This window comes from Nonomuraea sp. NPDC003709, assembly GCF_040610775.1.
GTDB lineage: Bacteria > Actinomycetota > Actinomycetes > Streptosporangiales > Streptosporangiaceae > Nonomuraea > Nonomuraea angiospora_A.
The window spans coordinates 314878-340518 of the sequence record NZ_JBEXMW010000007.1 but is presented as its reverse complement, the minus strand read 5'-3'; the positions used below and the strand labels follow the sequence as shown (position 1 = coordinate 340518).

The window sequence follows — 25641 nt, the reverse complement described above, 5'->3', positions numbered from 1 at the left end:
AACGCAGAAACACGGTTATTTGGGATGCCCTGCCACAATGGTCAGGTGACTGGAGACGGCAGGTTGGTGCTGGCAGGAGCCCCCATCGGCCAGGCGGGTGATGTCTCGCCGCGGCTGCGCGAGGCGCTCGGGAGCGCCGACGTGGTGGCCGCCGAGGACACCAGGCGGCTGCGCAGGCTCGCGACCGAGCTGGGCGTGGAGATCGAGGGCCGGGTGGTGTCCTACTACGACCAGAACGAGGTGGCGCGGGCCAAGGAGCTCCTGGAGACCCTGAAAGAGGGCCGCACGGTCGTGGTCATCACGGACGCGGGCATGCCGGGCGTCTCCGACCCCGGCTACCGCCTGACGCGCCTGGCGGTCGAGGAGGGCATCACGGTCACCGCGCTGCCGGGCCCGAGCGCCGTCACGACCGCACTGGCCGTGTCCGGGCTGGCCAGCGACCGGTTCTGCTTCGAGGGCTTCCCGCCGCGCAAGCCGGGCGAGCGGGCCCGCCGCCTGGCCTCCCTGGCGGCGGAGGAGCGCACGATGGTCTTCTTCGAGTCGCCGCGCCGGCTGGCGAGCTCCCTGGAGGCCATGGCCGAGGCGTTCGGCCCCGACCGGCAGGCCGCCGTGTGCCGCGAGCTGACCAAGACGTACGAGGAGATACGGCGGGGCGGGCTCGGCGAGCTGGCCGAATGGGCGGCGAAGGACGTCAAGGGCGAGATCACGCTCGTGGTCGCCGGATATGCGCCGGGGGAGGACGAGCCGGACCTGGACGAGCTGGTCGCCGAGGTGGACCGCAGGGTCGCCGAGGGCGTCCAGCGCAAGCTCGCCGTCGCCGAGGTGGCCAGGCAGGCGGGCATCCCCAAACGCGAGCTGTATGACCTGGTTCACAGGAGATCCCCTACGCCATAGGGTGCGCATGGTGAGGAACTGGGGGGTTTCCGCTCAGCGACTGGTCCCGCCGATGCCGGGGACACCCATGCTGGGCTGGGTCGGGCCGATCCTGGTCGCGCTGTTCGGCGGCCTCCTGCGGTTCATCAGGCTCGACGAGCCCAAGGCCGTCGTCTTCGACGAGACGTACTACGCCAAGGACGCGTACTCGCTGATCACGCACGGCGTCGAGCGGACCATGCTCGGCGACGCCAAGGACCCGATCGCCGACAGACGCCTCATCACCGGCAACCTGGACATCTTCAAGCAATGTCCGCAGCCCGACGACTGCGCCTCGTTCGTGGCGCACCCGCCGCTGGGCAAGTGGATGATCGGCGTGGGCGAGTGGCTGTTCGGGATGGACCCGTTCGGCTGGCGCTTCGCGGCGGCGCTGATCGGCACGCTGTCCATCCTGATCATGGCCAGGGTGGCGCGCAGGATGACGCGGTCGACGCTGCTGGGCTGCCTGGCCGGGCTGCTGCTCTCGCTCGACGGCCTGCACCTGGTGCTGTCGCGCACGGCGCTGCTGGACATCTTCCTGATGTTCTGGGTGCTGGCCGGGTTCGCCTGCCTGGTGACCGACCGGGACTGGGCGCGGCGACGGCTGGCGGACTGGCACGAGCGCGGGCCGATCGGCGAGCTGGGGCCGCGCCTGGGGCTGCGGCCGTGGCGGCTCGCGGCCGGGCTCTGCCTGGGGGCGGCGTGCGCGGTGAAGTGGTCGGGGATCTTCTTCCTGATCGCGTTCGCGGTCATGAGCCTCATGTGGGACCTGGGGGCCAGGCGGGCGCTGGGGCTGCGGCAGCCGTACCGGGGGGCGTTCTCGTACGACCTGCCGGGCGCGTTCGCGGCCATGGCGCTCGTGCCCGCGGTCACCTTCGTGGCCTCGTGGACCGGGTGGTTCGCCACCTCCGGCGGCTGGGGGCGCAACTGGACGCAGGCCACCTCGTCCGGGCCGGTGTTCTTCGTGGTCGACTCGGTGCGGTCGTGGCTTGAGTACCAGGTGCAGGTGCTGGGCTATCACAGCAACCTGCACGAATACCACCCGTACATGTCGGAGCCGTGGCAGTGGCCGCTGCTGATCAGGCCCGTCTCGTTCCACTACCCGTCGGACATCCCGCCGTCGGCGTGTGGGGCCGACAAATGCTCACAGGCCGTGCTCGGGGTCGGCACTCCCGCCCTCTGGTACGCCGCCGTGCTGGCGCTGGTCGGCCTCGTCGCCTGGTACGTGGCCACGCGCGACTGGCGGGCGGGGGCGGCGCTGCTGGGCGTCGCGGCCGGCTGGCTGCCGTGGTTCTACTACGCCCTCGCCGACAACCGGACGATGTACCTGTTCTACATGATCCCCGTCGTGCCGTTCATGGTGCTGGCGCTCGTACTGGTGGCGGGGCTGGTGCTGGGCAGGCAGGACGCCCCCGCGCCACGGCGGGCGACCGGGGCCGCGCTGGTGGGGGCGTTCGCGCTCATCGTGGTGATCAACTTCTGGTGGCTCTATCCGGTGCTGACCGCCGAGACGATCACACACGCAGACTGGTGGGCTCGGATGCTGATGCGTTCTTGGGTGACCGCCGCGCCCAAGTGACGCCGCGGCGCAGCGTGATCGCCGCGGCGACGCAGGCCAGCGGGACGGCCGGGAGCACGTACCGGTAGTCGAACTCCGCCGTCGCCGCCGGGGCCAGCAGCAGCCCCACCGCGCCGAGCCACGGCAGCGCCACCGGGCCGCCGAACTTGCGCCACCTGACCGCGACGCCGTACAGGCCGATCAGCAGGATGCCGCCGAGCATGATGCCGCGCAGGTAGAACACCTTCTGGTAGCCGCTCATGATGTCGGCCCACGGGTGCACGATGCGGGTCTCCGGCGGGCCCTGCTCGTAGCTGAACGCGTCGGTGTCGGTGCGGCCGCCCGCGTACGACGACCACTTCGGCAGCCGCTTGGGCTGGCCGCTCTCGTCCGGCTCGACGTACGGCTTGAACTCGTACATGCCGTATGTGGACGGATCGGGGAACATCGGCCGGCCCCAGTGGAACGAGCGGAAGAAGTCACGCGTGACCACCTTGAGGTAGTCGCCGGGCTGCGACAGGATCGCCCGCGTGGCGAACGCGCTGGCCGCGTCGTTGGTGATCTCGCTCCACTTCTTGTTGATGCCCCATCGGTGCAGCACCTCGCCGGTGCCCGTGCCGTCGCCGTTGCCCTGGCCCCACAGGTACCACTGCGCGTAGTCCTTGCGCTGGCTGACCGGGTCGTTGATGCACAGCAGGAGGAGCTGGACCTCCTTGTACTTGTCGATCTTCATCTTGTTGCAGTCGGCGAAGATGGCCGTGCGCATGTAGAGGATGAGACCGTCGCTGTTGGTCATCGCGAACTTGCCGTACGCGGAGGCGAACCAGCCCATGTACGCCATCACCGGCACCGCGCAGGCCGTGATCACGGCGACGATCGGGCGCCAGCCGGTCCGCTTGACCAGCAGGTAGAGCACCACCAGCGCCAGGATCGGCAGGCCGATCGAGCGGGTCAGCCACGTCACCGCCAGCAGCAGGCCGACGACCGCGCCCGCCTGCCACGACAGCCGCCGCTTCCACAGCACCAGCGTGATGACGCCCACCACGAGCAGCGTGAACATGCTGTCGGACATCACCAGCTGCTCGAGCTGGATCTGGTACGCGTCCAGCAGCACCGGCGCCGCCGCCAGCGTGGCGCCCCACTTCGGCAGCCGGAACTTGATCCGCAGCAACGCGTAGATCAGGCAGGCCGTGGCCAGGCCCATCAGGTGCTGCGTGAAGATCACCAGTGCGAAGCTGTGGAACGGCTTGAGCAGCATGAGCCAGAAGCTGTAGCCGTCGGGCCTGATCGGGTGCGGCCGCGGGTGCAGCGCCACCGAGACGTACTCGTAGGAGTCGTTGAACCACATGGCCGGGCCGTAGCCGAGCATGGTGATGAGCCGCAGCACGGCGCCAACGCCGAAAACCGCGGCGAACACTCGATGCCGGCGCACGAACGACAGCCAACGAGCTGCCCGGCCAGGAGCGGAGTGGTCCACAGGGGTAATCTCCGCGACGCTCACCATGCTGTAAAGAATGCCAGTCGTTTTTGGGTCTTGACCCGAGCACGGTTGGGCACAGGGCATGATGGTTCACTGGAAGAGTCTTAACTGAAGGGTAGACACGTGGAACTGACGGTGGTCATGCCCTGCCTCAATGAGGCGGAGACCGTGGAAGTCTGTGTACGCAAGGCGCTGGCGTGCATGGAGGAGCACGGCATCGAGGGCGAGGTCCTGATCGCCGACAACGGCAGCACGGACGGCTCACAACAGCTTGCCCGCGACGCCGGAGCCCGCGTGGTCCACGTCGACGAGAAGGGCTATGGCAACGCCCTCATGGGCGGAATCAGGGCGGCGCGCGGCAAATACGTCATCATGGGCGACGCCGACGACTCCTATGACTTCACCGCGTTGCTGCCGTTCGTCGAGCAGCTGCGTGACGGCGCCGACCTGGTGATGGGAAACCGCTTCAAGGGCGGCATCGCCCCGGGCGCCATGCCCCCGCTCCACCGCTACCTCGGCAACCCGGTGCTGTCGTTCGTCGGCCGGCTGTTCTTCCCCTCGGCCATCGGCGACTTCCACTGCGGGCTGCGCGGGTTCCGGCGCGACTCGATCCTCAAGCTGCAGCTGCAGACGGGCGGCATGGAGTTCGCCTCCGAGATGGTGGTCCGCTCCACGCTGTCGGGTCTCGACGTGCGCGAGGTGCCCACCACGCTCTCGCCCGACGGCCGCTCCCGCCCGCCGCACCTGCGCTCGTGGCGCGACGGCTGGCGCCACCTGCGCTTCCTGATGCTCTACAGCCCGAAGTGGCTGTTCTTCTACCCCGGCGTGCTGATGATGGTCATCGGCCTCGTCGCCGGGACGGCGCTGACGTTCGGCCCGGTGGAGATCGGTGAGCTGGCCTTCGACGTCGACACCCTCGTCGGGTCGTCCGCCCTGGTCGTGATCGGCTTCCAGGCGGCCCTGTTCGCCGTGTTCACCAAGGTCTACGCGGCCGAGGAGGGCTTCCTGCCCGAGTCGCCGCGCATCCGGCGGCTGATCGACATCGTGAGCCTGGAGAAGGGGCTCGTGGTCGGCGGCCTGCTGGCGCTGGCCGGTGTGATCGGCCTGGTGATGTCGCTGTTCCACTGGCAGGTGCGCAGCTTCGGCGAGCTTGACCCGCGCGAGTCGCTGCGTATCGTCGTGCCCTCCGCGACCGCTCTGGTCATGAGCTTCCAGACGATCTTCGCGGCGCTGTTCATCAGCATCCTCGGCATCCGCCGCACGCGCGAGACCTCCATCGACGTGGCCGCCAAGGCCGCCGAGGAGGCCGCGGAGGCGGTTTCCCTGGAGGAGTCCAAGCGCTAGGCGTTCCCTACGGCGGGGTCCAGAGGGGCCCCGCCGACACGGGGGATTCGGTCCGAGACGGACAGGGAGCCCCGTAGGCTAAGGACTATGTCCCAGCACATCTTGACCGCCGTCGCGTGGCCGTACGCAAACGGCCCCCGCCACATCGGGCACGTCTCCGGGTTCGGCGTGCCGTCCGACGTCTTCAGCCGCTACCAGCGGATGGCGGGCAACAAGGTGCTGATGGTGTCAGGCACCGACGAGCACGGCACGCCCATCCAGGTGCAGGCCGACAAGGAAGGCGTGACCGCCAGGGAGCTGGCCGACCGCTACAACCGCGTCATCGCCGAGGACCTCACCGGGCTCGGGCTCTCCTACGACCTGTTCACCAGGACCACGACGAAAAACCACTACGCCGTCACACAAGAGATCTTCAAGGGCCTCTTCGACAACGGCTATATCTTCCCCAAGACCACGATGGGGGCGATCTCCCCCTCGACCGGCCGCACCCTGCCCGACCGCTACATCGAGGGCACCTGCCCCATCTGCGGCTACGACGGCGCGCGCGGCGACCAGTGCGACAACTGCGGCAACCAGCTCGACCCGATCCAGCTGATCAACCCCAAGAGCCGCATCAACGGCGAGACGCCCACGTTCGTCGAGACCGAGCACTTCATGCTCGACCTGCCCGCCTTCACCGAGGTCCTCGGCTCCTACCTGCAGTCCAAGCAGGGCGAGTGGCGGCCCAACGTGCTGAAGTTCGCGCTCAACCTGCTCGGCGACCTGCAGCCGCGCGCGATCAGCCGCGACCTCGACTGGGGCGTGCCGATCCCGCTCGACGGCTGGCGCGACCAGCCCAACAAGCGGCTCTACGTGTGGTTCGACGCGGTGATCGGCTACCTGTCGGCGTCCATCGAGTGGGCCAGGCGCTCGGGCGACCCCGACGCGTGGCGCCAGTGGTGGCAGAACCCCGACGCCCGCGGCTACTACTTCATGGGCAAGGACAACATCGTCTTCCACGCCGAGATCTGGCCGGCGATGCTGTACGGCTACAGCGGGCAGGGCGACCGCGCCGGCACGCCGGGCTCGCTCGGCGGGCTCCAGGTGCCGTCCGAGGTGGTCTCCAGCGAGTTCCTGACGATGGAGGGCAAGAAGTTCTCCTCGTCCAGGCAAGTAGTAATTTACGTAAGAGATTTCCTGGCGCGTTACGACGCCGACGCCCTTCGCTACTACATCGCGGTGGCCGGACCGGAAAACCAGGACACCGATTTCACCTGGCAGGAGTTCGTCAACCGCAACAACGGCGAGCTGGTCGCGGCCTGGGGAAACCTGGTCAACCGGTCGATCTCGATGGCGGCCAAGAACTTCGGGGCCGTGCCCGAGCCGGGCGACCTCACCGACGCCGACCGGGCCCTGCTGGAGCGCTCGCGCAAGGCGTTCGCGCCGGTGGGCGAGGAGCTGAGCAGGTCGCGCTTCAAGAACGGGATCAACGAGGCGTTCGACGTGGTCCGCGAGGCCAACAAATACCTGGCCGAGCAGGAGCCGTGGAAGCTCAAGGAGGACCCGGAGCGGCAGAAGTCGATCCTGCACGTCGCGCTCCAGGTCGTCGACGACGCCAAGACGATGCTCACGCCGTTCCTGCCCAGCTCGTCCAACAAGGTCTTCACCATGCTCGGCGGCGAGGGCGTGTGGTCGGGCATGCCGGAGATCCGCGAGGTCGACGAGGACGGCGGCACCCCCTACCCGGTGATCACCGGCGAGTATGACGGGGCGGCCCGGTGGGAGCACCGGCCGATCAAGCCGGGCACGCCGCTCGCGCCGCCCGTGCCGCTGTTCAAGAAGCTCGACCCGAAGGTCGTGGACGAGGAGCTGGCCCGGCTGGGCGAGTGACCTCGTAGGCCCCGTAGTCCTTGAGGCTGATGGCGCCGGCGGTCTTCCTGACCGACTTCGCCATCAGCCCCTTCCACGGCAGGTACGGCAGGAGCCGGTAGTTCTGGTTCATGAACCAGGCCATGAACCTGTTCTCCGGGACCATGAACTTGCTGACGCCCACGGCCGACCGCTGGCACCCCTCGGCGTAGGCGCGCACCTCCCGCTCGTAGCCGGCGAAGGCGGCGCGGTGGTCGCCGCCTGCCGCGGCCAGCTCGCCCGCCAGCACGTACGCGCTCACCATCGCCAGCCCGGTGCCCATGCCGGACAGCGGCGAGGCGCAGCACGCGGCGTCGCCCAGCAGCACCACCCGGCCGCGTGACCAGGAGTCCAGGCGGATCTGGCCGATCGAGTCGAAGTAGAAGTCGTCCGTCCGCCGCATCCTGCGCATCAGCTCCGGGACCTCCCAGCCGACGCCCTCGTACGCCCGCTCCAGGAGCTCCTGCTGGCGGGCGACGTCGTGCCGGTCGTGGTCGAGCGGCGGCGAGCCGAACCAGAACACGGCCTTGGCCTCGGCGTTCCCCCTCGCGCTGTAGATCGCGGCCATCTTGCCCGGGACGTTGTAGGCGTGACCGCTGTGGTCGAGCCCGAGATAGTTGTCGATCGTGAACACCGCCGAGTAGAGGCCCAGGTACGACAGGTAGTCCCGCTCGGGACCGAAGGCCAGGGATCGCACGTTCGAGTGCAGGCCGTCCGCGCCCACCACGAGGTCGAAGCGCCTGGCCGGGCTCCGCTCGAAGGTGACCGTCACCCCGTCCGCGTCCTGGTCGACGGCCGTGATGGAGTCGCCGAAGACGTACTCGGTGTGGGCCTGGGTGGCGTCGTACAGGATGCGGGCCAGGTCGCCGCGGAGGATCTCGATGTCGCCCGCGAACAGGTCTTCGGGCATGGCCACGAGCTTCCTGCCGGCCTCGTTGACGTTCCACATGGCGCCCATGTGGGTCTGCTCGCGTTCGACGGCGTCCAGGATGCCCATCTTGCGAAGGACGGTCAGGTGCGCCTCGCCGCGGAAGTCCACGGCGTAGCCGCCCTCACGGAGGGTGGGGGCGCGTTCGACGACGGTGGTGCGGTGGCCGTACCGGGTGAGCCAGAGGGCGAGCGCGGGGCCGGCGACGCTCGCGCCGGAGATCAGGATGTCCATGCCCCTGACCCTGCCGATCCGGTCTCACCGCGTCCTCACCGGACTCTCACCACGGGGTCGGCTGATCGGTGACGGCGGCGATGGCGCTCAGCGGTGAGCGGTCGACGACCTCGTCGGGCACCCCGGCGAGCGCCAGCGCCTCCCGGTGGGAGAGCCGCGCGCCCGCCCGCCGGGCCCGCGCGTAGGCCTGGTCGCCCAGCGCCGCCCGCACCCGCTGCGCGACCTCGGGCTCCTGGGGCAGCTCGATGCCCCGCATGGCGACGGCGGCCCCCAGCAGCGTGGCTGCCCGCTCGGCGTGGTCGTCACCGAACGCCAGCGCGGCCAGCGCCTCGAACGCCCGGGCGGTCTCGGGCAGCGCGCCCGACTCGATCGCGCCCGCCACCGCCCGCTCGTAGGACTCTCTGGCCGTCTTCCGATCCCCTTCTGCCTCGGCCACCCGGCCCAGGCCGACGTGGAGCCGGGCCAGGTTCCCCGCCGATTTGACCCATGCGGGGTCCGACTGCCGCAGCGCCCGTTCGTACAGCTCCCGCGCCCGTGCCAGGTCGCCTTTCGCGGCGGCCACGTCACCGAGCCCGCGCAGCGCCGAGGCCAGGTACGTCGGCAGGCCCACCCGCCCCGCCAGCTCGGCGGCCCGCTCGTAGTCGGCCCGCGCCCCGGCAGGGTCGGTCGCGATGCGGTGATCGCCCCGGTTGCACAGCAGGTCGGGCAGATCCTCCTCGGCCCCGAGCTGCTCGGCCAGCGCGATCGCCTCCTCCACGCGCGCCACGGCCGTCGCGTCGTCGCCGCAGGTGCCCGCCAGCCACGAGAGCCCGTCCAGGGCCAGCGCCATGCCCCAGCGGTCGCCGAGCACCCTGAACTGGTCGAGCGCCGCCGTCAGATCGGCCTCCGCCGAGGCGAACTCCCCGGCGGTCATCTGCGGATAGGCCCAGATGAACCGGGCTATCGCCCGCTCCCACGGGTCTCCGTCCCGCGCGGCCCGCCGCAGCACCGTGAGCGCCACCGTCGGATCGATCGAACCCGCCGTGATCATCGGCCACAGGAACGTGACGAGCGGGTACCGCCGCGCCCCGGAGCCGTCGGTGACCATCGTCTCGGCCAGGCTCTTGTGGCTCTCCCAGGCGTCCCTGCCGGTGCTCCCGGCCAGCGCGGACAGCAGGCACAGCACGTACGCCTCGCCCAGCTCCGGATCCGGCGCGGGACCCGCCGCCTCCAGCAGCGCCACCGCCGGGGCGGTCGCGGCGGCCCGCATGCCGCGCATCCACAGGTAGGACGACTGGGCCGCCAGCAGCCGCATGCCGAGCGCCACCTCCCCGGATTCCGCCGCCCAGCGCAGCGCCGCCTGCAGGTTGTCGTGCTCCGCGGCGAGCAGGTCGAGGTGGTGGAGCTGGTCGGCGCCGCGCAGGTGCGGGTCGGAGCGCTCGGCCAGGTGGAGGAAGTACGCGGCGTGTGCTTTCCGTACGGTGTGCGCCTCGCCGGCCAGTTGCTCGGCGCAGAACGCGCGGATGGTCTCCAGCATGCGATAACGGCCGCCGCCCGGCTGGAGGAGCGATTTGTCGGCCAGGGAAACCAGGAGGTCCTCGGCGTCCGCCAGCCCGCACACCTCGGCGGCGGCCGTGGCCGTGGCGCCGCCGGAGAAGACGGTCAGGCGCCCGGCCATGGCCTTCTCCCGGTCGGTGAGCAGCTCCCAGCTCCACGCGACGACCGCGCGCAGGGTCTGGTGCCGGGGGTCGGCCGTCCGGCTGCCGCGCGACAGCAGGCTGAACCGATCCTGGTCCGCCAGCCGGACGGCCAGCTCGTGGGCCCCGTGCGTACGCAGGCGTGCGGCGGCGAGCTCGATGGCCAGGGGGAGGCCGTCGAGTGCCGCGCAGATGCGCTCGACCGACTCGTCCGGGGTGAAACCCGGGCTCGCGGCGGCGGCCCGGTCGGTGAAGAGCCGGACGGCGTCGGCGGGGGCGAGCGGGTGCACCGGCCAGACGTGCTCGGCCGTGATGGCCAGCGGCTCGCGGCTGGTGGCGAGGACGCGGAGGTCGGGGCAGGCGGAGAGCAGGCGTTCGGCGAGCTCGGCGGCGTCGTGGACGACGTGCTCGCAGTTGTCGAGGACCAGCAGCATCGGCCGCCCGGCCAGCGCCGCGACCAGCCGGTCCGTCGGCGCTGACCGCTCTCCCGGCCCGATGGCGCGGCCGCCCAGCAGGCCGCTCTCCCGCACGCCGAGCGCGCCGAGCACGACCTGCGCGAGATCCACACCTACCCCCGCCCCCGCTGCACCCAGTCCCGCTGCGCTCGTCCCCGCTGCCCCCGGTCCCGCCGCGCTCGTCCCCGAGGTGCTTGTCCCCGACACGCCGGCGCGCGCTGAGGCCAGTTCGACCAGCACCACCTCGGCCGGCTCGCGGGTATCGCCCAGCGGCGGCTCGGCGAGCGACCGGGCGACCTCGACCGACAGCCGGGTCTTGCCCGCGCCGCCCGGCCCCAGCAGGGTCACCAGGCGCGCGGAGCCGAGCAGCGCGGACACCGCCGCCACGTCGGCCTCCCGTCCGACGAAGCTCGTCAGCCTGGCGGGCAGCGCGCGCCGCACCGGCGCGACAGGATCGGCCGCCCCGCGCAGCAGGCGGCCGTGCAGGTCGGCCAGCTCGGACGACGGATCCGCGCCCAGCTCGTCCGCCAGCAGCCGCCGGGTGTCCTCGAACACCACCAGCGCCTCCGCGGGCCGCCCGTCCGCCTGGAGGGCACGCATGAGCTGGCCGCGCAGCCGTTCCCGAAGGGGATGCCGCTCGATCAGCTCGCCCAGCTCCGCCACGACCTCCCGGTGAGTGCCGCGCCGCAGATCGGCCTCGATCCGGTCTTCGAGCGCGGCCAGCCGCCGCTCCTCCAGGAAGGCCCCGTGCTCGGGGTCCAGGTCCGCGACCGCCGAGCCCCGCCACAGCGCCAGCGCCTCACGCAGCAGCCCCGCAGCCCGGACGGGGTCCCCGCCACCCTCCAAGGCGTCCCGGCCCGCGTCGGCGAGGCGCAGGAAACGGTGGGCGTCGATGTCGTCGGGCGCGGCGAGCAGCCGGTAGCCGAGCTCGGTCAGCTCGATCGCGACCCCGTCCCGCCGCAGCCGGGACACCTGCGAGTGCAGCGCGTGCACCGCGTCGCCGTGGGCCCGGTCCCCGTAGAGGACGTCGACGAGCCGATCCCGGGTGACCACCTCCCCGGGGCGGAGCAGCAGCAGCGCCAGCAGCGCCCGCCGCGCGGGACCGCCGAGCGGCACCTCGCCCCCGTCCGCGCGCCAGGCCGTGGTGCTGCCGAGGATGCCGAACCGCATGGACGCTACTTTAGAACTCGTGACCAAGCTTCCCGCCGCTCCCGAGCCGCTTTCCGCACCGGTGTTCGACAGCCACTGCCATCTCGACATCATGGTCGGCAACAGGCAGGCGTCATCCGGCGATCCGGTGGCGCAGGCCGCGCAGGCGTCGGAGGCCAGCGTTCGGAGCATCCTGGAGGACTCCAGGGCGGTCGGCGTGACGCGGCTGGTCACCATCGGCTACGACCTGAGATCTTCCAGGTGGAACGCCGACGTGGCGGCCGAGCAGGAGGGCGTGTACGCCGGGGTGGCCATCCACCCGAACGAGGCCCACGAGGCCACGGCGGAGGTCCTGGCCGAGATCGAGAGCCTCGCGCGGCGGCCGGAGGTGCGGGCGGTGGGGGAGACCGGGCTCGACTACTTCCGTGACTGGGCGAGCAAGGAGGACCAGCACGCGAGCTTCCGCGCGCACATCGAGATCGCCAAGCGCACCGGCAAGGCGCTGGTCATCCACGACCGCGACGCGCATGACGACGTGCTGAGGGTGCTGACGGAGGAGGGTGCGCCGGACAAGGTCGTCTTCCACAGCTTCTCGGGCGACGCCGAAATGGCGAAAAAGTGTGTCGAAGCCGGATATTTCATGTCTTTTTCCGGGCCTGTGACGTACAAGAACGCCGCCTACCTCCGCGAGGCCGCCCAGACCGCCCCGCAGGAGCTCATGCTGGTCGAAACCGACGCCCCCTACCTGCCGCCGGTCCCGCACCGCGGCAAGCCCAACGCCCCCTACCTCATCCCCCTCACTTTGCGCTGCCTGGCGGAGGTCAAAGGGGTCCATCCGGATCAGTTGTGCGGGGCGATCAGTGCCAACGGAGTCATGGTCTTCGGCGAGTGGTGACCATCTTTTGCTGAACCCGCGGCTGCGGGGACGAGCGCGACGCTAACGTTCGGGCGGTCCTGACCGTTACCGGAATCGGGCGGCCCGTGGCCGCACCCGGAGGTGCTTCGTGCGAGGTAAGAGGCGCGCGCCTCGTCCCCCGATCCCGTGGCGTTCGCCGTGGACGCCGGTCGTGTGCCTGGCGGGCATGGTGGCGCTGGGGGCGCTCGTGTCGGTGTCGTCCCTGGTCAAAGAGGTCGTCGTGATCGTCGACGGCAGGCAGTCGCAGGTCCGCGCGTTCGCGGGGACCGTGCACGACGTGCTCGCGGAGGCGGGGGTCTCGGTGGGGTACGGCGACCTCGTACGACCTCCCGCCCACGAGGACGTCACCGACGGATCCACCATCGAGGTTCGCCACGCCCGCCCGATCACCCTGACCCTGGACGGCCGCACCAGCCGGCACCTGGTCACCGCCACGAACGTCGGCGACGCCCTCGCCGAACTCGACCTCACCCCGGCCGCCGGCAAGCTCTCCGCGCCGCCGGACGGCGCGGTGCCGCTGTCGGGGATGGAGTTGACCGTCTACACCCGGCGCAGGGTGTACGTGGTCGCCGGCACGAGCCGGATCGCCTCGCGCACCACCGCCAGGACGGTACGCGAGGTGCTCAGGCAGAAGCGCATCCCGCTGCGCCACGGCTACGTGGTGAACCCGCCGCTCGGCAGCTTCCCCAAGGACGGGACGGTCATCACGGTCACACCATCGCACACCGTACCGATCCGCCCGGAGGTCCTGCGGCTCAACTGGCAGGCCCTGGCCGTGTGCGCGGCTCAGGGCGACCCCCAGGCCTACAACCCGGACGGGCCGTACTACGGGATGTACCAGTTCAGCCTGCCCGTGTGGCAGGCCGCAGGCGGGATGGGGATCCCCAGCACGTGGCCGGCGGAGGAGCAGACGTACCGGGCGCAGGTCCTCTACCAGCAGATGGGCAGCCGCTGGCAGACCCAGTGGCCGAACTGCGCCGACCGCCTCTTCGACCCGGCCCAGCAGGGGTCATCCCGATAGGGACACCCCGAAATCCGCGCCCTTGGGCGGCTGGATCGGCTGGAGCGTCTCGGCGTTCCGCCCGGCCACCGCCACCCTCCCGTACGGCCGCGCGTCCGGCTGCCCCACGAACAGCTTGTTGCCGCTGAACGCCACCGACCACCCGGACAGCCCGTCGCCGGTCGCCAGCTGCCGATCCTCGGCCGCGTTCTTCCAGGAGACCACCCGGACACCGCCCCCGTACGGGGCGCCGATGGCCAGCCTGCCGTCCGTCGACGCCGCCATCGAGAACCCGAACGCCTGCTTGCCCCCCTGCGTCACCCTCCGCGTCGGTTTCCTGCCGGGGTCGAGCAGCTGTACGTACCCGGGGCCGGGGGAGCTCACCGCGTACCCGGAGCCCTCGCCGTACACCACCGAGTAGCCGTACCTGTCGCCGGAGACGTCCGTCGGCGAGTCCAGCTTGAACGAGGTGATCTTGGGTGCCAGCACGTCGTCGATGAAGACCACGGACCCCGAGTCGATCTTGCCGGTCTCGACCTGGCGGCCGGCGCCGTCGTCGTTCTCGTACGGGACGCCGACGACCAGCTCGTTCTTCGGCCCGAACGCCATCGACCAGCCGAACTGGTCGCCGACCTCGCTGTTGCCCCGCACGTCGTCGGACTCCTGGCTGATCCTGCGCAACTGGCCGGTGCCCTGGCGTACGTAGATCGCGCCCACGTCCGGGAGCCGTCCTTCGTCCTCGTACGGCGCGCTGATCGCCAGCAGGTCGCCGCGCGCGGCCAGCGACCAGCCGAAGTGCGCGAAGCGCTGGGGCTGGGCCGCCGTCAGCCGCTGGGGAGGCGTGGCGCCGCCGCCGTAGACGACGTACGCGGCGCCGGCGTCCTCGGTGCCGTCCACGTCCGCGTACGGCGCGCCGATCACCAGGTCGGCGCAGGCGTCGGCGTCGACCTTGGCCAGCCGTACGGACCAGCCGAAGGCGTCGCCCCTGGCCAGGTCGGGAACGGTGACGGGGACGACCTTGTCGCCCGACAGCACGCTCACCGAGCCCTTCTGGTCGTCCGCGAACGGGTCGCCCACGGCGACGTCGTCCACGCCGTCACCGTCGAAGTCGGCGGCTCCGGCGCAGGCCGCCGCGCCGGTGTGCATGAGCGGTGTCCCCGTCGCGAGCATGAGCGCGATGAGCGCGGATCGGATCATCACAGCGCGACCTCGATCTGCTTGCCGTTCTCGAGCATGGTCGCCGTCAGCTTCACGGGTTTGCGGTACATCGCCAGGTCGAACACGAACGCGCTGTCCACCCGCCCGCCCGGCAGGATGGCCGGGGGCAGGGTGAGGGCGGCCGGGTCGTGTTCGCCGCCCCGATCGTCGACCATGGTGACGACGGGCTGGATCAGCTGCCTGCGCTCGCCGCCGGGGTTGAGCATCGTCCAGCGGATCACGCAGAGCTGGCCCTGGGTCGCGGTCTTACCCTCGTACTCCTTCAGCCCGCACTCCGGCGCCGACGCGACGATCGCGACGGGGTCGTCGAAGTTGGCGCCCAGCGCGAAGCGGCGGCCCACGTCGTTCGGGCCGGCGGTGCCGGTCGTCTGGGACGGGGTGCCGGGGGTGGCGGTGGTGGGCGTGTTGCGGGCGGAGGTGACTATCAGTACGGCCACCGTCACGACGATGGCCAGCACGGCGGCCGCGGCGGCGATGAGCCACCGGGTGCCCTTCGTCCTGGAGCCGCCGAGGGTGTCGGGTTCGTCGTTGCCCGCCAGGGTTTCGGGCGGCCGGGTGTTGTCGCCGGGCAGGCTGCCTTGACGCGGCTGCACCTGGGCTTCCGGGCCACCCGAGCGAGCCTGCTCCTTCTTCTTGGCCAGGGCTTCGGCCTGAGCCTGCTCCCGCTGCCGCGCCTGCGCCTCCCAGCGCGCGAACTCCTCCTTGGCGGCCTCTTCCTCCCTGCGCGCCAGCTCCTCGACCGACGGCTGAGGGGGCGCGCCCGCGTTTCCGAACGAGCCCGGCACACTGGGCGCACCCGAGGCGCTGGAGGCGCCAGGGAAGCTCGGGTTGGGAGGGCTGACCGGGTTGGCCGGATTTGCCGGATTACCCGCATTGCCGGGGATGCTCGGGGTTCTACCAGTGGCATCGCTCGGCGGCGGTGTCGTGAAAGTCGCCGTGATATCCGGCTCATCCACGACATTCTGCGGCGGCTGCCATTCGTTGAGCATCTCGGTCGCGACCAAGGTGGGCGGATCGGCGGGGCGCGCCGGCGTACTGCCTCCCACCAGGGCGATCAGGAGATCCTGCGCCGACGGGCGCACTGTGGGGTCCATGGAGGTGGCCCGCCGTACTAACTCGTTGAGCGGCGCGGGCAGCACGCCCAGCTCGGGCGGGGCGTTCAGCACGCGCGTGGCCAGCGTGATGGGGTCGCCGCGGCCGAACGGGTGCCGTCCGTTGCCCGCGTATGCCACCAGGCAGCCCCAGGCGAAGATGTCGGCCGCCGGGCTGACCACCTCGCCGCGCACCTGCTCCGGGGCCCACCATCCGGGGCTGCCCAGCAGTTCGCCGGAGAGCGTGAACCCGGTCTCCCGGTCGAGCGCCCTGGCGATGCCGAAGTCGATCACCCTGGGCCCCGACAACGAAAGGATCACGTTCGCCGGTTTCAGATCTCTGTGCACGAGCCCGGCCACGTGGATCGCCGCCAGCGCCGCCGCGACCCCCAGCGCGACGCCGTGCAGCGGCCCCGGTTCGAGGGAGCCGTATTTCGCGATCTGGTCCGAGAGCGGGGTGCCCGCGATGTACTCGGTCACCATGTACGGACGTCCGTCCCCGGTGTTGCCGTTGTCCAGCACCTGGGCAGTGCAGAACGACGCCACCCGGCGAGCGTTCTCGACCTCCGCATGGAACCTGGCCGCGAAACCCTCCTGGTTGGCGAACTCCGCCTTGACGACCTTGAGCGCGACGAATCGACCCGTCGGTGCCCGCGCGAGGAACACGGTTCCCATCCCGCCCTCGCCGAGCCGGCCGAGCAGCCGGTACGGTCCGATTTCCCGCAAGTCCGTCGGGCGGAGCGGCGCGGCGCCCGTTGGCTCCATGAGGGACGTCCCTTCCTGTTCCACGCCATCCTCTCCTTTGGTCTCCCCAAGCGCCATCGATGGTTCTTCGATGCGAGAGACTGGTTGGATGATGAGGCTGTTGGGCCCTGCAGAAATACGTATTTTGGCGGACAAGCTAGATCTTCGTCCGACAAAAAAGCTAGGCCAGAACTTCGTGATCGACGCAGGAACCGTCCGGCGCATCGTCCGCGTGGCCGATCTTTCGGAGAACGACGTGGTCATCGAGGTGGGGCCGGGCCTCGGCTCGCTCACCCTCGCCCTCCTGCCCTCCGCCGCGCACGTGGTGGCGGTCGAGATCGACCCGGTGCTGGCGGGCCAGCTCCCCATCACGGTGGCAGACCGCGGCGGGCTCGACAAGCTCACGGTCGTGAACGCGGACGCCATGCGGATCACCCCGGACGATCTGTCCGGATTTGCCCCCACCGCCCTCGTCGCCAACCTCCCCTACAACGTGGCCGTCCCGGTGGTGCTCCACCTTCTCGAGGTCCTGCCGTCCCTGCGCAAGGGTCTGGTCATGGTCCAGTCGGAGGTCGCCGACCGCCTCGCCGCCGGCCCCGGCTCGAAGGTGTACGGGATTCCGTCGATCAAGGCCGCCTGGTACGCGGACGTACGCCGCGCCGGCCCGGTCGGCCGTACCGTCTTCTGGCCCGTCCCCAACGTCGATTCCGGCCTCGTCTCCATGGTGCGCCGCGAGCCGCCCACGACGAGCGCGTCGCGCAAGGAGGTGTTCGCGGTGGTGGACGCCGCCTTCGCCCAGCGCAGAAAGACCCTGCGCGCGGCCCTGGCGGGCTGGGCGGGCAGCGCGGCCCAGGCGGAGGTGGCACTGAGAGCGGCTGGCGTTGACCCCTCGGCCCGCGGGGAGCAACTGGACATCACATCCTTCGCCCGCATAGCCGAACTCAAGCCCTAACCCCCTCCCAACGTCCCCCTCCCATCCGGCACCCTGCCCACCCCCCGGGACTCTCGGGCTACCCGGGCCACGCGGGCCACCCGGGCCCTGGGCCCCCGTGCCGCCACCCCCCACCTCACCCTCCGGCCTGGCACCTCCGGCCTGGCACCTCCGGCCTGGCACCTCCGGCCTGGCACCTCCGGGCCACCATCCCCCACCTCACCCTCTCGCCCGGTACCCGGCCCGGCCCGGCACCTCACCTCACCCTTCCGCCCGGGTGCTGGTGCCCTGCCCCACCGTCCCGGCAGGTGCCTAACCAGCCGTTCTGGGATGCCCCACGGCGCCCCTTCCGTCCGGTGTCCAACCCCGCGCTTCCATCCGGCGACTCAACCGACTTTCCAGCTCGGCGTCCAACCAGCCCTCCCGACCGGTGCCCGACCCACCCCGGCCGGTACCCCCTCCCGGCCAGCACCCCATTCACCCGCCGTGCACCGATCCAACGTCGTTGTCCACAGCCCCACCCACCCAGCCTCCCGTTTTCCACAGAATCACGCTCGGCCCAACCCCACCTCCCGCCACCGAATGATCCTGGCCTCCACACCCACCACACGGTCAGGAGGCCACCATGATCACCCTCCCCACCTTCCTCAGGCTCACCCTCGGCGGCGTCCTCTTCGGCGGGCTCATCGCAGTCCTGACCCCCCTCCCGACCTCCGCCCAAGCAGCGGCGACCCGGCCCCGGCCCCAACCCAGGACCCTGACCCCCCTCCCGGCTTCGGCCCAAACCGCAGCAACTCGTCCCCAACCCAGGACCCTGACCCCCCTCCCGACCTCGGCCCAAACCGCAGCAACCCGGCCCCGACCCAGGCATCTGGCCACCGTCCCGACCTCCGCCCAAACCGCAGCGACCCCACCCCAACGCAGGATCCTGACCATCAACCCCGAAGCCGAGCCCCTTCAACGCACCTCAGGCGGGAGAGCCACGGATCCCACAACCAGGCTCGATTCACTCCTACGCACCCCCGGCGGCAGGATCACCACCCTCACAAGGGGCCAGATCGCCGTCTCAGCCGCCCTGGACCAATTGGGAGTCTCCTTCTCCTGGGGTGGCGGCTCAGCGAAAGGCCCCACCATCGGCATCGGAAGGGGCGCTGGCACAAGGGGCTTCGACTGCAGCGGCCTGACCCTCTACGCCTGGTCGAAAGCCGGCATCGCCCTCACCCACTACACCGGCGCCCAGTTCCGCCAGGGCCGCAGGATCCCGTTCCGCGCGCGACGTGCAGGCGACCTGCTCTTCTTCGGCGGCGGCACGGGCGACCCGACCCATGTGGCCCTGTTCCTCCGGGATGGCCTCATGATCCACGCCCCCAGAACCGGCGACGTGGTCAGAAAGACCAACTTCCTGGCCTCGCCGTATTTCCGCTCCGTCTACCGCGGCGTCGTACGTCCAGGCTGAGCACAGACCTTCACCAGCTCGCCGACCAACCCGGAGAGCAACTCCTGATCTTCCTGTCTGGACGGCTCGTACTCCGTGAGCCCCAACCCCGCCACCTCGAACCGCTCGGCAACGGCGGCGACGAGCGAGAGCAACTGTTCAGGCTGCAGCCCACCTGGCGTAGGACACCCCACACTTCGGAAGACCAGAGGATCGAGCACATCGAGATCGATATGAACGTAGACGACAGGCTCGCGCCCCTCAGGGCCGTCATCCCCGAGCGCCCCAGCACCACAGCCCTCGATCGTCGCGACCAGCCCCGCGCCGTCCACCACCGGAAGATGCCGGACCCCATGCTCCTCGACAAAGGCGGCCTCACCCGAATCGAGGTCCCGCACTCCCACGAGCACGATCCGCCCAGGCGCCACCGGCTCCCGAGCCACCAGCCCCTCGGGCCCTTCCCCGGTGAGCGCCCGCAGCACCATCCCGTGGTAGGCCCCGGAAGGCGACGACTCAGGCGTGTTCAGATCCCCGTGGGCATCGAACCAGACCACAACGAGCCGATCCCCATACCGCTCCCGAGCCGCCGCAACCGGCTCGAGCTCAACCCCGCAATCCCCGCCAACGGTGACCAGGAGCCCATGTTGAGCCTGCCCGACCGCCGCACGAACCTTCACAGCCGTCGAGCGAAGATCGTCATCAACTTCGACACGAACCCGCTGATCCGCCGCCCCCACCATCTCGGCCAGCAACTGCGCCCCTTCCCGCAGGCGCTCAGCCGTGGGAGCCCCGGACCCCCGCCACTGCCCCACCTCAACCACCGTCACCCCGGCCACCGCGGCCCCCTCGTCACCTCAGCCTCATTGGTCACCCACGGGAGACCAGCTGCTCAGGCCGATACCCCGCAAACCAACGCTACGCGGGAGGACGAGAGTGCCACCAGGGCGGCGTCCTGGACCGGTCCGTGGGCGCCAGCGCTACGTGGGAGGACGAGAGCCAGACCAGGGCTGCATCCAAGACCGGAGCGTGGGCGCCAACGCTATGCGAAACCGAGCACAGACCAGGGCGGCGTCCTAGACCGGGGCGTGGGCGCGGACGCTATGCGAGAGGCCGGGGGTCAGACCAAGGTGGCGCCCTGGACCGGACCGTGAGCAGCCACGGCCGTGTGTGCGGCGCCGGTGGTGGTCAGGCTGAGGGCCAGGTCGCGGGCGTGGAGGGCGTCGATGGCCAGGAAGGCGCACGTCGGGCCCGACCCCGAGACGATCGCGCCCAGGGCCCCGTGCTGACGGCCGGCGTCCAGCGTGGGCGCGAGTTCCGGCCGCAGGCTGAGCGCGGCCGGCTGGAGGTCGTTGCTCAGGTGGGCGCCCAGGGAGTACGCGTCGCCCGTGCCCAGCGCCTCCATCAGGGAGCCGTCCAGCTGAGGCCACGGCACCTCGGCCCCTTCGGCTGCCCTGAGCCGGTCGCACTCGGCGTAGACGCTGGGCGTGGAGAGCCCGCCGTCCGCCAGCGCGAACACCCAGTGGAACGTCCCCCCGGTGGGCAGCTCGCTCAGCTGCTCACCGCGACCGGTGCCGACCGCCGTGCCCCCGAGCAGGGAGAACGGGACGTCGCTGCCGAGGTCACCGGCGATCTCCATGAGGTCTTCGAACGGCAGCCCCAGACCCCACAGCTCGTTGCACGCCACCAGAGCACCGGCGGCATCGGCGCTGCCGCCCGCCATCCCGCCCGCCACGGGGATGTCCTTCTGGATGATCAGATCGACGCCGTACGTGCGACCCGCGTGCTTGGCAAGCGCCCGGGCAGCCCGGATCGCCAGGTTGCTCTCGTCGGTCGGCACCTGGTCGGACCACTTCCCGTTCACCGCCACGGTGATCGACTCGGACTCCTTGGCCACCACCTCATCGAAGATCGATACTGCGTGGAAGACGTTCACCAGGTCGTGGTAGCCATCTTCCCTGAGCGGGCCGACAGAAAGCTGTACGTTGACCTTCGCGGGCACACGTACGGTCACCGAACTCATCGATCTTCTGCCACTCTCATCACTTGCCGGGGTCAAGGACACTCGATGTTATCGAGGCCCGCCGCCCTGACATGCGGTTCTCGAAAGATGACCTCGGGAACGCCCAACTCATCAACACGCAGAGTCAAGTTCGTAGACATTTGCCCCAGATCCTCGCTGGAGCATGGGCGTTCCCGCGATGGACGTCTCCTGTGACGAGGACGGCCTACGACGCACGCTCCAGCAACGGCCGCCCGATCGCGGCCTCAGCGCCTCTTGCGATAAGCGCCTCATCGCGGCGTGGACTCCTGCGACGCACGTCTCCTTCGGTGACGGATGCTCCCTATCGGATGTGAACGCTTCCTGCGATGGCGATGCCTCATGGGATGTGGGCGTCTCCTGCGATGCGGGTGCTACGTCGTGATGTGAGCGCCTCGTGCGATGGCGATGCCTCATGGGATGTGGGCGTCTCCTGCGATGCGGGTGCTACGTCGTGACGTGAGCGCCTCCTGCGATGGCGATGCCTCATGAGACGTGGACGTCTCCTGCGATGACGGGTACCGACAGAGACGTGGACTTTCCCCGGGATGGACGTCTTCTACGACGACCGGGACGTCTTCTACGACGACCGGGACGTCTCCTACGACGTGCGTCTCGTGAGCGGGTCGTGCGTGTGTACGGCTGGCCGGAAGTGCTGCCGGGCGTTACGAGGTGCGGAGGCGGGCGAATCGTCGGGCGTCAGGTGGGCGGGGAGCCGATACCCTGGGGAGGTCATGAATCTGGTCAATCTTGAGTCGGTTTCCCATGCGTACGGGCCCAAGCCGCTCCTCAGCGACGTATCCCTGGGTGTCGAGGCAGGCGAGCGCATCGGTGTCGTCGGTCGTAACGGGGGCGGGAAGACGACCCTCCTGTCCGTGATCGCGGGAGCGGTACAGCCTGACAAGGGGCGGGTCACGCATAACCGGGGCCTGCGGGTCGGGTTCCTGTCGCAGCAGGACACGCTCGACGCCGGCACCGCCGTGCGCGAGATCGTCCTCGGCGAGCGGGCCGAGCACGAGTGGGCGGGGGATCAGCGCGTACGCGAGATCCTCGCCAACCTGATCGGCGATCTCGACCTTGACGCCAGGGCCGGCGATCTGTCCGGTGGGGAGCGCAGGCGTACGGCGCTGGCGCAGTTGCTCATCGACGACCATGACCTGATCATGCTGGACGAGCCCACGAACCACCTCGACATCGAGGCCATCGCCTGGCTGGCCGGGCATCTGGCGGCGAGCAAGAGCGCGCTGGTGGCCGTGACGCACGACCGGTGGTTCCTCGACGCCGTGTCGAGCCGTACGTGGGAGGTCGTGGACGGGCGGGTCGAGCGTTATGAGGGTGGCTATGCCGCTTACGTGCTCGCGAAGGCCGAACGGGCGCGGATCGCGCAGGCCGCCGAGGAGCGCCGCCAGAACCTCATGCGCAAGGAGATCGCCTGGCTGCGTCGTGGTCCGCCTGCCCGCACGTCCAAGCCGAAATTCCGCATCGAGGCCGCCCAGGCTCTGATCGCGAACGAGCCTCCGGCGCGCGAGACCGTCGAGCTGATGAAGTTCGCCGCGGCGCGCCTCGGCAGGACCGTTTACGATCTTGAGGACGTCACGCTGCACGCCGGCGGGCCGGACAGCGGGCCGCTGGTGCTCGACGATCTCACGTGGCAGTTCGGCCCGGGAGACCGCATCGGGCTGATCGGGGTGAACGGCTCCGGCAAGTCGTCGGTGCTGCGCCTGCTCGCCGGCACGGTGGTGCCCGACTCCGGGCGCGTGATCAAGGGCAAGACGGTACGCCTCGCGCACCTGTCCCAGGAGCTGGCCGAGGTGGATCCGGCGCGGCGGGTGCTGGAGTCGGTGGAGGAGGTACGCAAGTACCTCCAGGTCGGCAAGCGGGAGTGGACGGCCTCTCAGCTGCTCGAACGCCTGGGGTTCAAGGGCGAGGCGCAGTGGAAGGTCGTCGGCGACCTGTCCGGCGGTGAGCGGCGGCGGCTGCAGCTGCTCAGGCTCCTCATGGACGACCCCAACGTCCTGCTGCTCGACGAGCCCACCAACGACCTCGACATCGAGACGCTCAACGAGCTCGAGGACCTGCTGGACGCCTGGCCCGGCACGCTGGTCCTGGTGAGCCACGACCGCTACTTCCTGGAGCGGGTGACCGATCGCTGCGTGGCGCTGCTCGGTGACGGCAAGCTCTCGCTGCTGCCCGGCGGGGTGGACGAATACCTCGAACGCCGCGCGGCCGGCACGGCCCTGACCGCCCGCCTCGGCACCTCGGCCAATGCCACGATCGCGCAGGCGCCCAGTGCCGCCGCCGCATCGGGGGGCGTCGCGGGTACGTCCACGCCCGATGAGGGGCTGTCGGCCAAGGAGGAGCGCGAGCTGCGCAAGGAGCTCAACCGCCTGGAACGCCAGCTCGACAAGCTGAGCGACCAGGAGTCCCGCCTCCACGCGGCCATGGCCGACGCGGCCAGCGACTACGAGAAGCTGGGCTCCCTTGACGCCCAGCTGCGCGAGATCAACACCCAGAAGGACACGATCGAAGCGGAGTGGCTCGAGGTGGCCGACCGCCTGGGCGACTGAGGCTTCCCGTCACACGGGGGGCGGAGCGGCCTGGGGCTGTCGATCGTGTGGGTGGCTGGGGCTTCGTGTCGCCCGACGTGGAGTGGCTCGAGGCGGTCGATCGTGTGGGTGGCTGGGGCTTCGTGTCGCCCGAGATGGAGCGGCTTGGGTTGGTCGATTGCTCGGGTGGCTGAGGCTTCGTGTCGCACGGGGCGGAGTGGCGTGGGATGGCAGACCGCTTGGGCGACTGTCGCTTTGCGTCACCGGAGGTGGAGTGACTCGAAGGACTGATCGCTTGGGGCGGTCGATCGCTAGGGTGACTGACGCGCCGCAGCACACCCGCCCGATGGAGGGCGGGTTGGGGTCGTATGAGCAGGGATGCCTGCCGGGCGTAGAGCTGGTGGGCTAGTGGGGGGAGTCGAAGGGGGCGAGGAGGGTGCGGAGGAGGCCTGAGAGGGCGCGCTGATCGTCGGAGCCGAGGCCGGACAGGAGCTCGTGTTCCCGCCGCAACAAGTCCGCGAAGGCCGCGTCCACGCGGGCGAGGCCCGGGTCCGTCAGGGACACCAGGACGCCGCGCCGGTCCTCGGGGTCGGGCCGGCGGCGCACCAGGCCCGCCTGGGCGAGCCGGTCGATGCGATTCGTCATCGTCCCCGAGGTGACGAGCGTGGCCCGCAGCAGGGTGCCGGGGCTGAGCTCGTACGGCTTGCCGGCCCGCCGCAGCGCCGTCAGCACGTCGAACTCCCAGGGCTCCAGGTCGTGCTCGGCGAACGCCGCCCGCCTGGCCCGGTCGAGATGCTTGGCCAGCCGTGACACCCTAGAGAGAACCTGGAGCGGCTCGACGTCGAGGTCGGGACGCTCTGCGCGCCAAGCCGCGACGAGGCGGTCCACCTCGTCTCTAGCATCCTCCGTCATGACACAAGAGTGTACTGTCTTGACATCGAGATATCTCTCTCGATATCAATTATCTTCATGTCAAGAGATATTTGGGACCCGGTAACATACGCGGTCTACGCCGACGAGCGGTCGCGGCCGTTCATCGAGCTGATCTCCAGAGTGGGGGCGGTCGACCCCGATTATGTCGTGGACGCGGGCTGCGGCAGTGGTGAACTCACCGTTGAGCTGGCCAATCGCTGGCCCCGCGCGACCGTGGAGGGCTACGACTCCTCGCCCGCGATGATCACCAAGGCCCGCGGGCTGGGGTCCAGGGTGCGGTTCGCGGTGGCGGACGTGGCCACGTGGCGTCCCGACCGGCCGATGGACGTGATCGTCTCGAACGCCGTCCTGCAGTGGGTGCCGGAGCATCGCGAGGTGCTGGAGCACTGGGTCGAGGATCTGGCCCCGGGGGGCTGGCTGGCGTTCCAGGTGCCGGGCAACTTCGGCGCGCCCAGCCACGTCGCCATCCACGAGTTGTGCGCGTCCCGCGCCTGGTCCGACAGGCTCGACGGCGTCCTCAGGGCGCACCCGGTCGACGACCCGATCGACTATCTGGACCTGCTCAACCACGGCGGTGCGCAGGTGGACGCGTGGGAGACGACCTACATGCACGTGCTCCAGGGTGAGAACCCGGTGCTCGACTGGGTCTCCGGCACCGCCCTGCGCCCGGTCTTCGACCGGCTCGACCCGGGCGAGCAGCGGCGGTTCAAGCAGGACCTCGCCAGTTTGCTCGCCGAGGTGTACCCGGCCAGGAGCTACGGGACCCCCTTCCCGTTCCGGCGGATCTTCGTGGTGATGCAGAAATGATCCAAGCGCTGCACCACGTCCAGCTCGCCGCGCCCAGGGGCAGCGAACCGGAGCTGAGGCGCTTCTATGAGGGTGTGCTGGGGCTGCGGGAGGTGCCCAAGCCGCCTGAGCTGGCCAAACGCGGTGGGGTATGGTTCAAGGGCGAGGGTATGGAGGTCCACCTCGGCATCGAGGACGACTTCAGGCCCGCGCGCAAGGCACATCCTGCCTTCCTGGTGGACGACCTCGACGCGTACGCCCCCGGCATGGAGCCCGACCTTCTCTTCCCCGGCTACCGGCGGATCTATCTCTCGGACCCCGTCGGCAACAGAATCGAGCTCCTGCAGGTCGTGTGATGTTCACCTCAAAGTGGCATGATG

19 protein-coding genes are annotated in these 25641 nt (G+C 70.3%); 11 read left to right on the top strand and 8 right to left on the bottom strand.

The window, feature by feature from the left end:
• The first annotated feature begins 45 nt into the window (after nt 1-45).
• Entirely contained in the window at nt 46-894 is an 849-nt protein-coding gene (rsmI, locus tag ABZX61_RS23380) for a 16S rRNA (cytidine(1402)-2'-O)-methyltransferase (RefSeq protein WP_355197488.1), read from the top strand.
• A gap of 52 nt (nt 895-946) precedes the next feature.
• Nucleotides 947-2491, top strand: coding sequence for a phospholipid carrier-dependent glycosyltransferase (locus tag ABZX61_RS23375; protein ID WP_355197486.1), 1545 nt, complete (start codon nt 947-949; stop codon nt 2489-2491).
• Here the strand turns inward: ABZX61_RS23375 and ABZX61_RS23370 are convergent.
• The gene (locus ABZX61_RS23370; protein WP_355197484.1) at nt 2427-3902 is read right to left on the bottom strand and encodes a hypothetical protein; all 1476 of its coding nucleotides are present in this window, start codon (nt 3900-3902) and stop codon (nt 2427-2429) included. The two genes, ABZX61_RS23375 and ABZX61_RS23370, sit on opposite strands and share 65 nt — an antisense overlap.
• A gap of 171 nt (nt 3903-4073) precedes the next feature.
• Between ABZX61_RS23370 and ABZX61_RS23365 the strand changes: the two genes are divergently transcribed.
• Both ABZX61_RS23365 and metG read left to right on the top strand, forming a co-directional pair.
• The gene (locus ABZX61_RS23365) at nt 4074-5294 is read left to right on the top strand and encodes a glycosyltransferase family 2 protein (protein WP_355197482.1); all 1221 of its coding nucleotides are present in this window, start codon (nt 4074-4076) and stop codon (nt 5292-5294) included.
• A gap of 87 nt (nt 5295-5381) precedes the next feature.
• Nucleotides 5382-7163 carry a methionine--tRNA ligase gene (gene metG, locus ABZX61_RS23360; RefSeq protein WP_350725869.1) on the top strand — a complete coding sequence of 594 codons (1782 nt, stop codon included), beginning with the start codon at nt 5382-5384 and terminating at the stop codon, nt 7161-7163.
• Here metG and ABZX61_RS23355 read toward each other — a convergent pair.
• Both ABZX61_RS23355 and ABZX61_RS23350 read right to left on the bottom strand, forming a co-directional pair.
• Entirely contained in the window at nt 7108-8343 is a 1236-nt protein-coding gene (locus tag ABZX61_RS23355) for an FAD-dependent monooxygenase (protein WP_355197480.1), read from the bottom strand. The two genes, metG and ABZX61_RS23355, sit on opposite strands and share 56 nt — an antisense overlap.
• Nucleotides 8344-8389: 46 nt before the next feature.
• The gene (locus ABZX61_RS23350; protein ID WP_355197478.1) at nt 8390-11644 is read right to left on the bottom strand and encodes a BTAD domain-containing putative transcriptional regulator; all 3255 of its coding nucleotides are present in this window, start codon (nt 11642-11644) and stop codon (nt 8390-8392) included.
• Here ABZX61_RS23350 and ABZX61_RS23345 point away from each other — a divergent pair.
• Complete coding sequence (locus ABZX61_RS23345) at nt 11643-12518, top strand: TatD family hydrolase (RefSeq protein WP_355197476.1); 876 nt, start codon at nt 11643-11645, stop codon at nt 12516-12518. The two genes, ABZX61_RS23350 and ABZX61_RS23345, sit on opposite strands and share 2 nt — an antisense overlap.
• A 109-nt stretch (nt 12519-12627) precedes the next feature.
• On the top strand, nt 12628-13560 hold the full coding sequence (locus ABZX61_RS23340; protein ID WP_355197474.1) for a ubiquitin-like domain-containing protein: 933 nt from the start codon (nt 12628-12630) through the stop codon (nt 13558-13560).
• Here the strand turns inward: ABZX61_RS23340 and ABZX61_RS23335 are convergent.
• Together ABZX61_RS23335 and ABZX61_RS23330 are read right to left on the bottom strand one after the other, a co-directional pair.
• Nucleotides 13549-14736: a hypothetical protein gene (locus tag ABZX61_RS23335; protein WP_355197472.1), complete on the bottom strand. Its 1188-nt coding sequence runs from the start codon at nt 14734-14736 to the stop codon at nt 13549-13551. The genes ABZX61_RS23340 and ABZX61_RS23335 overlap by 12 nt on opposite strands.
• Nucleotides 14736-16613, bottom strand: a complete 1878-nt coding sequence (locus ABZX61_RS23330; protein WP_355197841.1) for a protein kinase — start codon at nt 16611-16613, stop codon at nt 14736-14738. The genes ABZX61_RS23335 and ABZX61_RS23330 overlap by 1 nt, the downstream gene beginning before the upstream one ends.
• Nucleotides 16614-16683: 70 nt before the next feature.
• On the opposite strand from ABZX61_RS23330, the gene rsmA reads away from it, so the two are divergent.
• Together rsmA and ABZX61_RS23320 are read left to right on the top strand one after the other, a co-directional pair.
• Complete coding sequence (rsmA, locus tag ABZX61_RS23325; protein ID WP_355197470.1) at nt 16684-17544, top strand: 16S rRNA (adenine(1518)-N(6)/adenine(1519)-N(6))-dimethyltransferase RsmA; 861 nt, start codon at nt 16684-16686, stop codon at nt 17542-17544.
• Nucleotides 17545-18607: 1063 nt separating this feature from the next.
• On the top strand, nt 18608-18979 hold the full coding sequence (locus tag ABZX61_RS23320; RefSeq protein WP_355197468.1) for an NlpC/P60 family protein: 372 nt from the start codon (nt 18608-18610) through the stop codon (nt 18977-18979).
• Here ABZX61_RS23320 and ABZX61_RS23315 read toward each other — a convergent pair.
• Both ABZX61_RS23315 and ABZX61_RS23310 read right to left on the bottom strand, forming a co-directional pair.
• Nucleotides 18952-19710: an arginase family protein gene (locus ABZX61_RS23315; RefSeq protein WP_355197466.1), complete on the bottom strand. Its 759-nt coding sequence runs from the start codon at nt 19708-19710 to the stop codon at nt 18952-18954. The two genes, ABZX61_RS23320 and ABZX61_RS23315, sit on opposite strands and share 28 nt — an antisense overlap.
• Before the next feature lie 365 nt (nt 19711-20075).
• Nucleotides 20076-20978 (bottom strand): 4-(cytidine 5'-diphospho)-2-C-methyl-D-erythritol kinase, encoded by a 903-nt coding sequence (locus ABZX61_RS23310; RefSeq protein ID WP_355197464.1) that lies wholly within the window; start codon nt 20976-20978, stop codon nt 20076-20078.
• A gap of 752 nt (nt 20979-21730) precedes the next feature.
• Between ABZX61_RS23310 and ABZX61_RS23305 the strand changes: the two genes are divergently transcribed.
• A complete protein-coding gene (locus ABZX61_RS23305; RefSeq protein ID WP_355197839.1) occupies nt 21731-23563 on the top strand; it encodes an ABC-F family ATP-binding cassette domain-containing protein in 1833 nt (610 codons plus the stop codon).
• 384 nt (nt 23564-23947) lie between these two features.
• Here ABZX61_RS23305 and ABZX61_RS23300 read toward each other — a convergent pair whose 3' ends face one another.
• Nucleotides 23948-24454: a MarR family transcriptional regulator gene (locus tag ABZX61_RS23300; protein ID WP_355197462.1), complete on the bottom strand. Its 507-nt coding sequence runs from the start codon at nt 24452-24454 to the stop codon at nt 23948-23950.
• Nucleotides 24455-24511: 57 nt separating this feature from the next.
• Between ABZX61_RS23300 and ABZX61_RS23295 the strand changes: the two genes are divergently transcribed.
• Nucleotides 24512-25282: a trans-aconitate 2-methyltransferase gene (locus ABZX61_RS23295; RefSeq protein ID WP_355197460.1), complete on the top strand. Its 771-nt coding sequence runs from the start codon at nt 24512-24514 to the stop codon at nt 25280-25282.
• A complete protein-coding gene (locus ABZX61_RS23290) occupies nt 25279-25617 on the top strand; it encodes a glyoxalase (protein WP_355197458.1) in 339 nt (112 codons plus the stop codon). The genes ABZX61_RS23295 and ABZX61_RS23290 overlap by 4 nt, the downstream gene beginning before the upstream one ends.
• Nucleotides 25618-25641 lie beyond the last annotated feature (24 nt).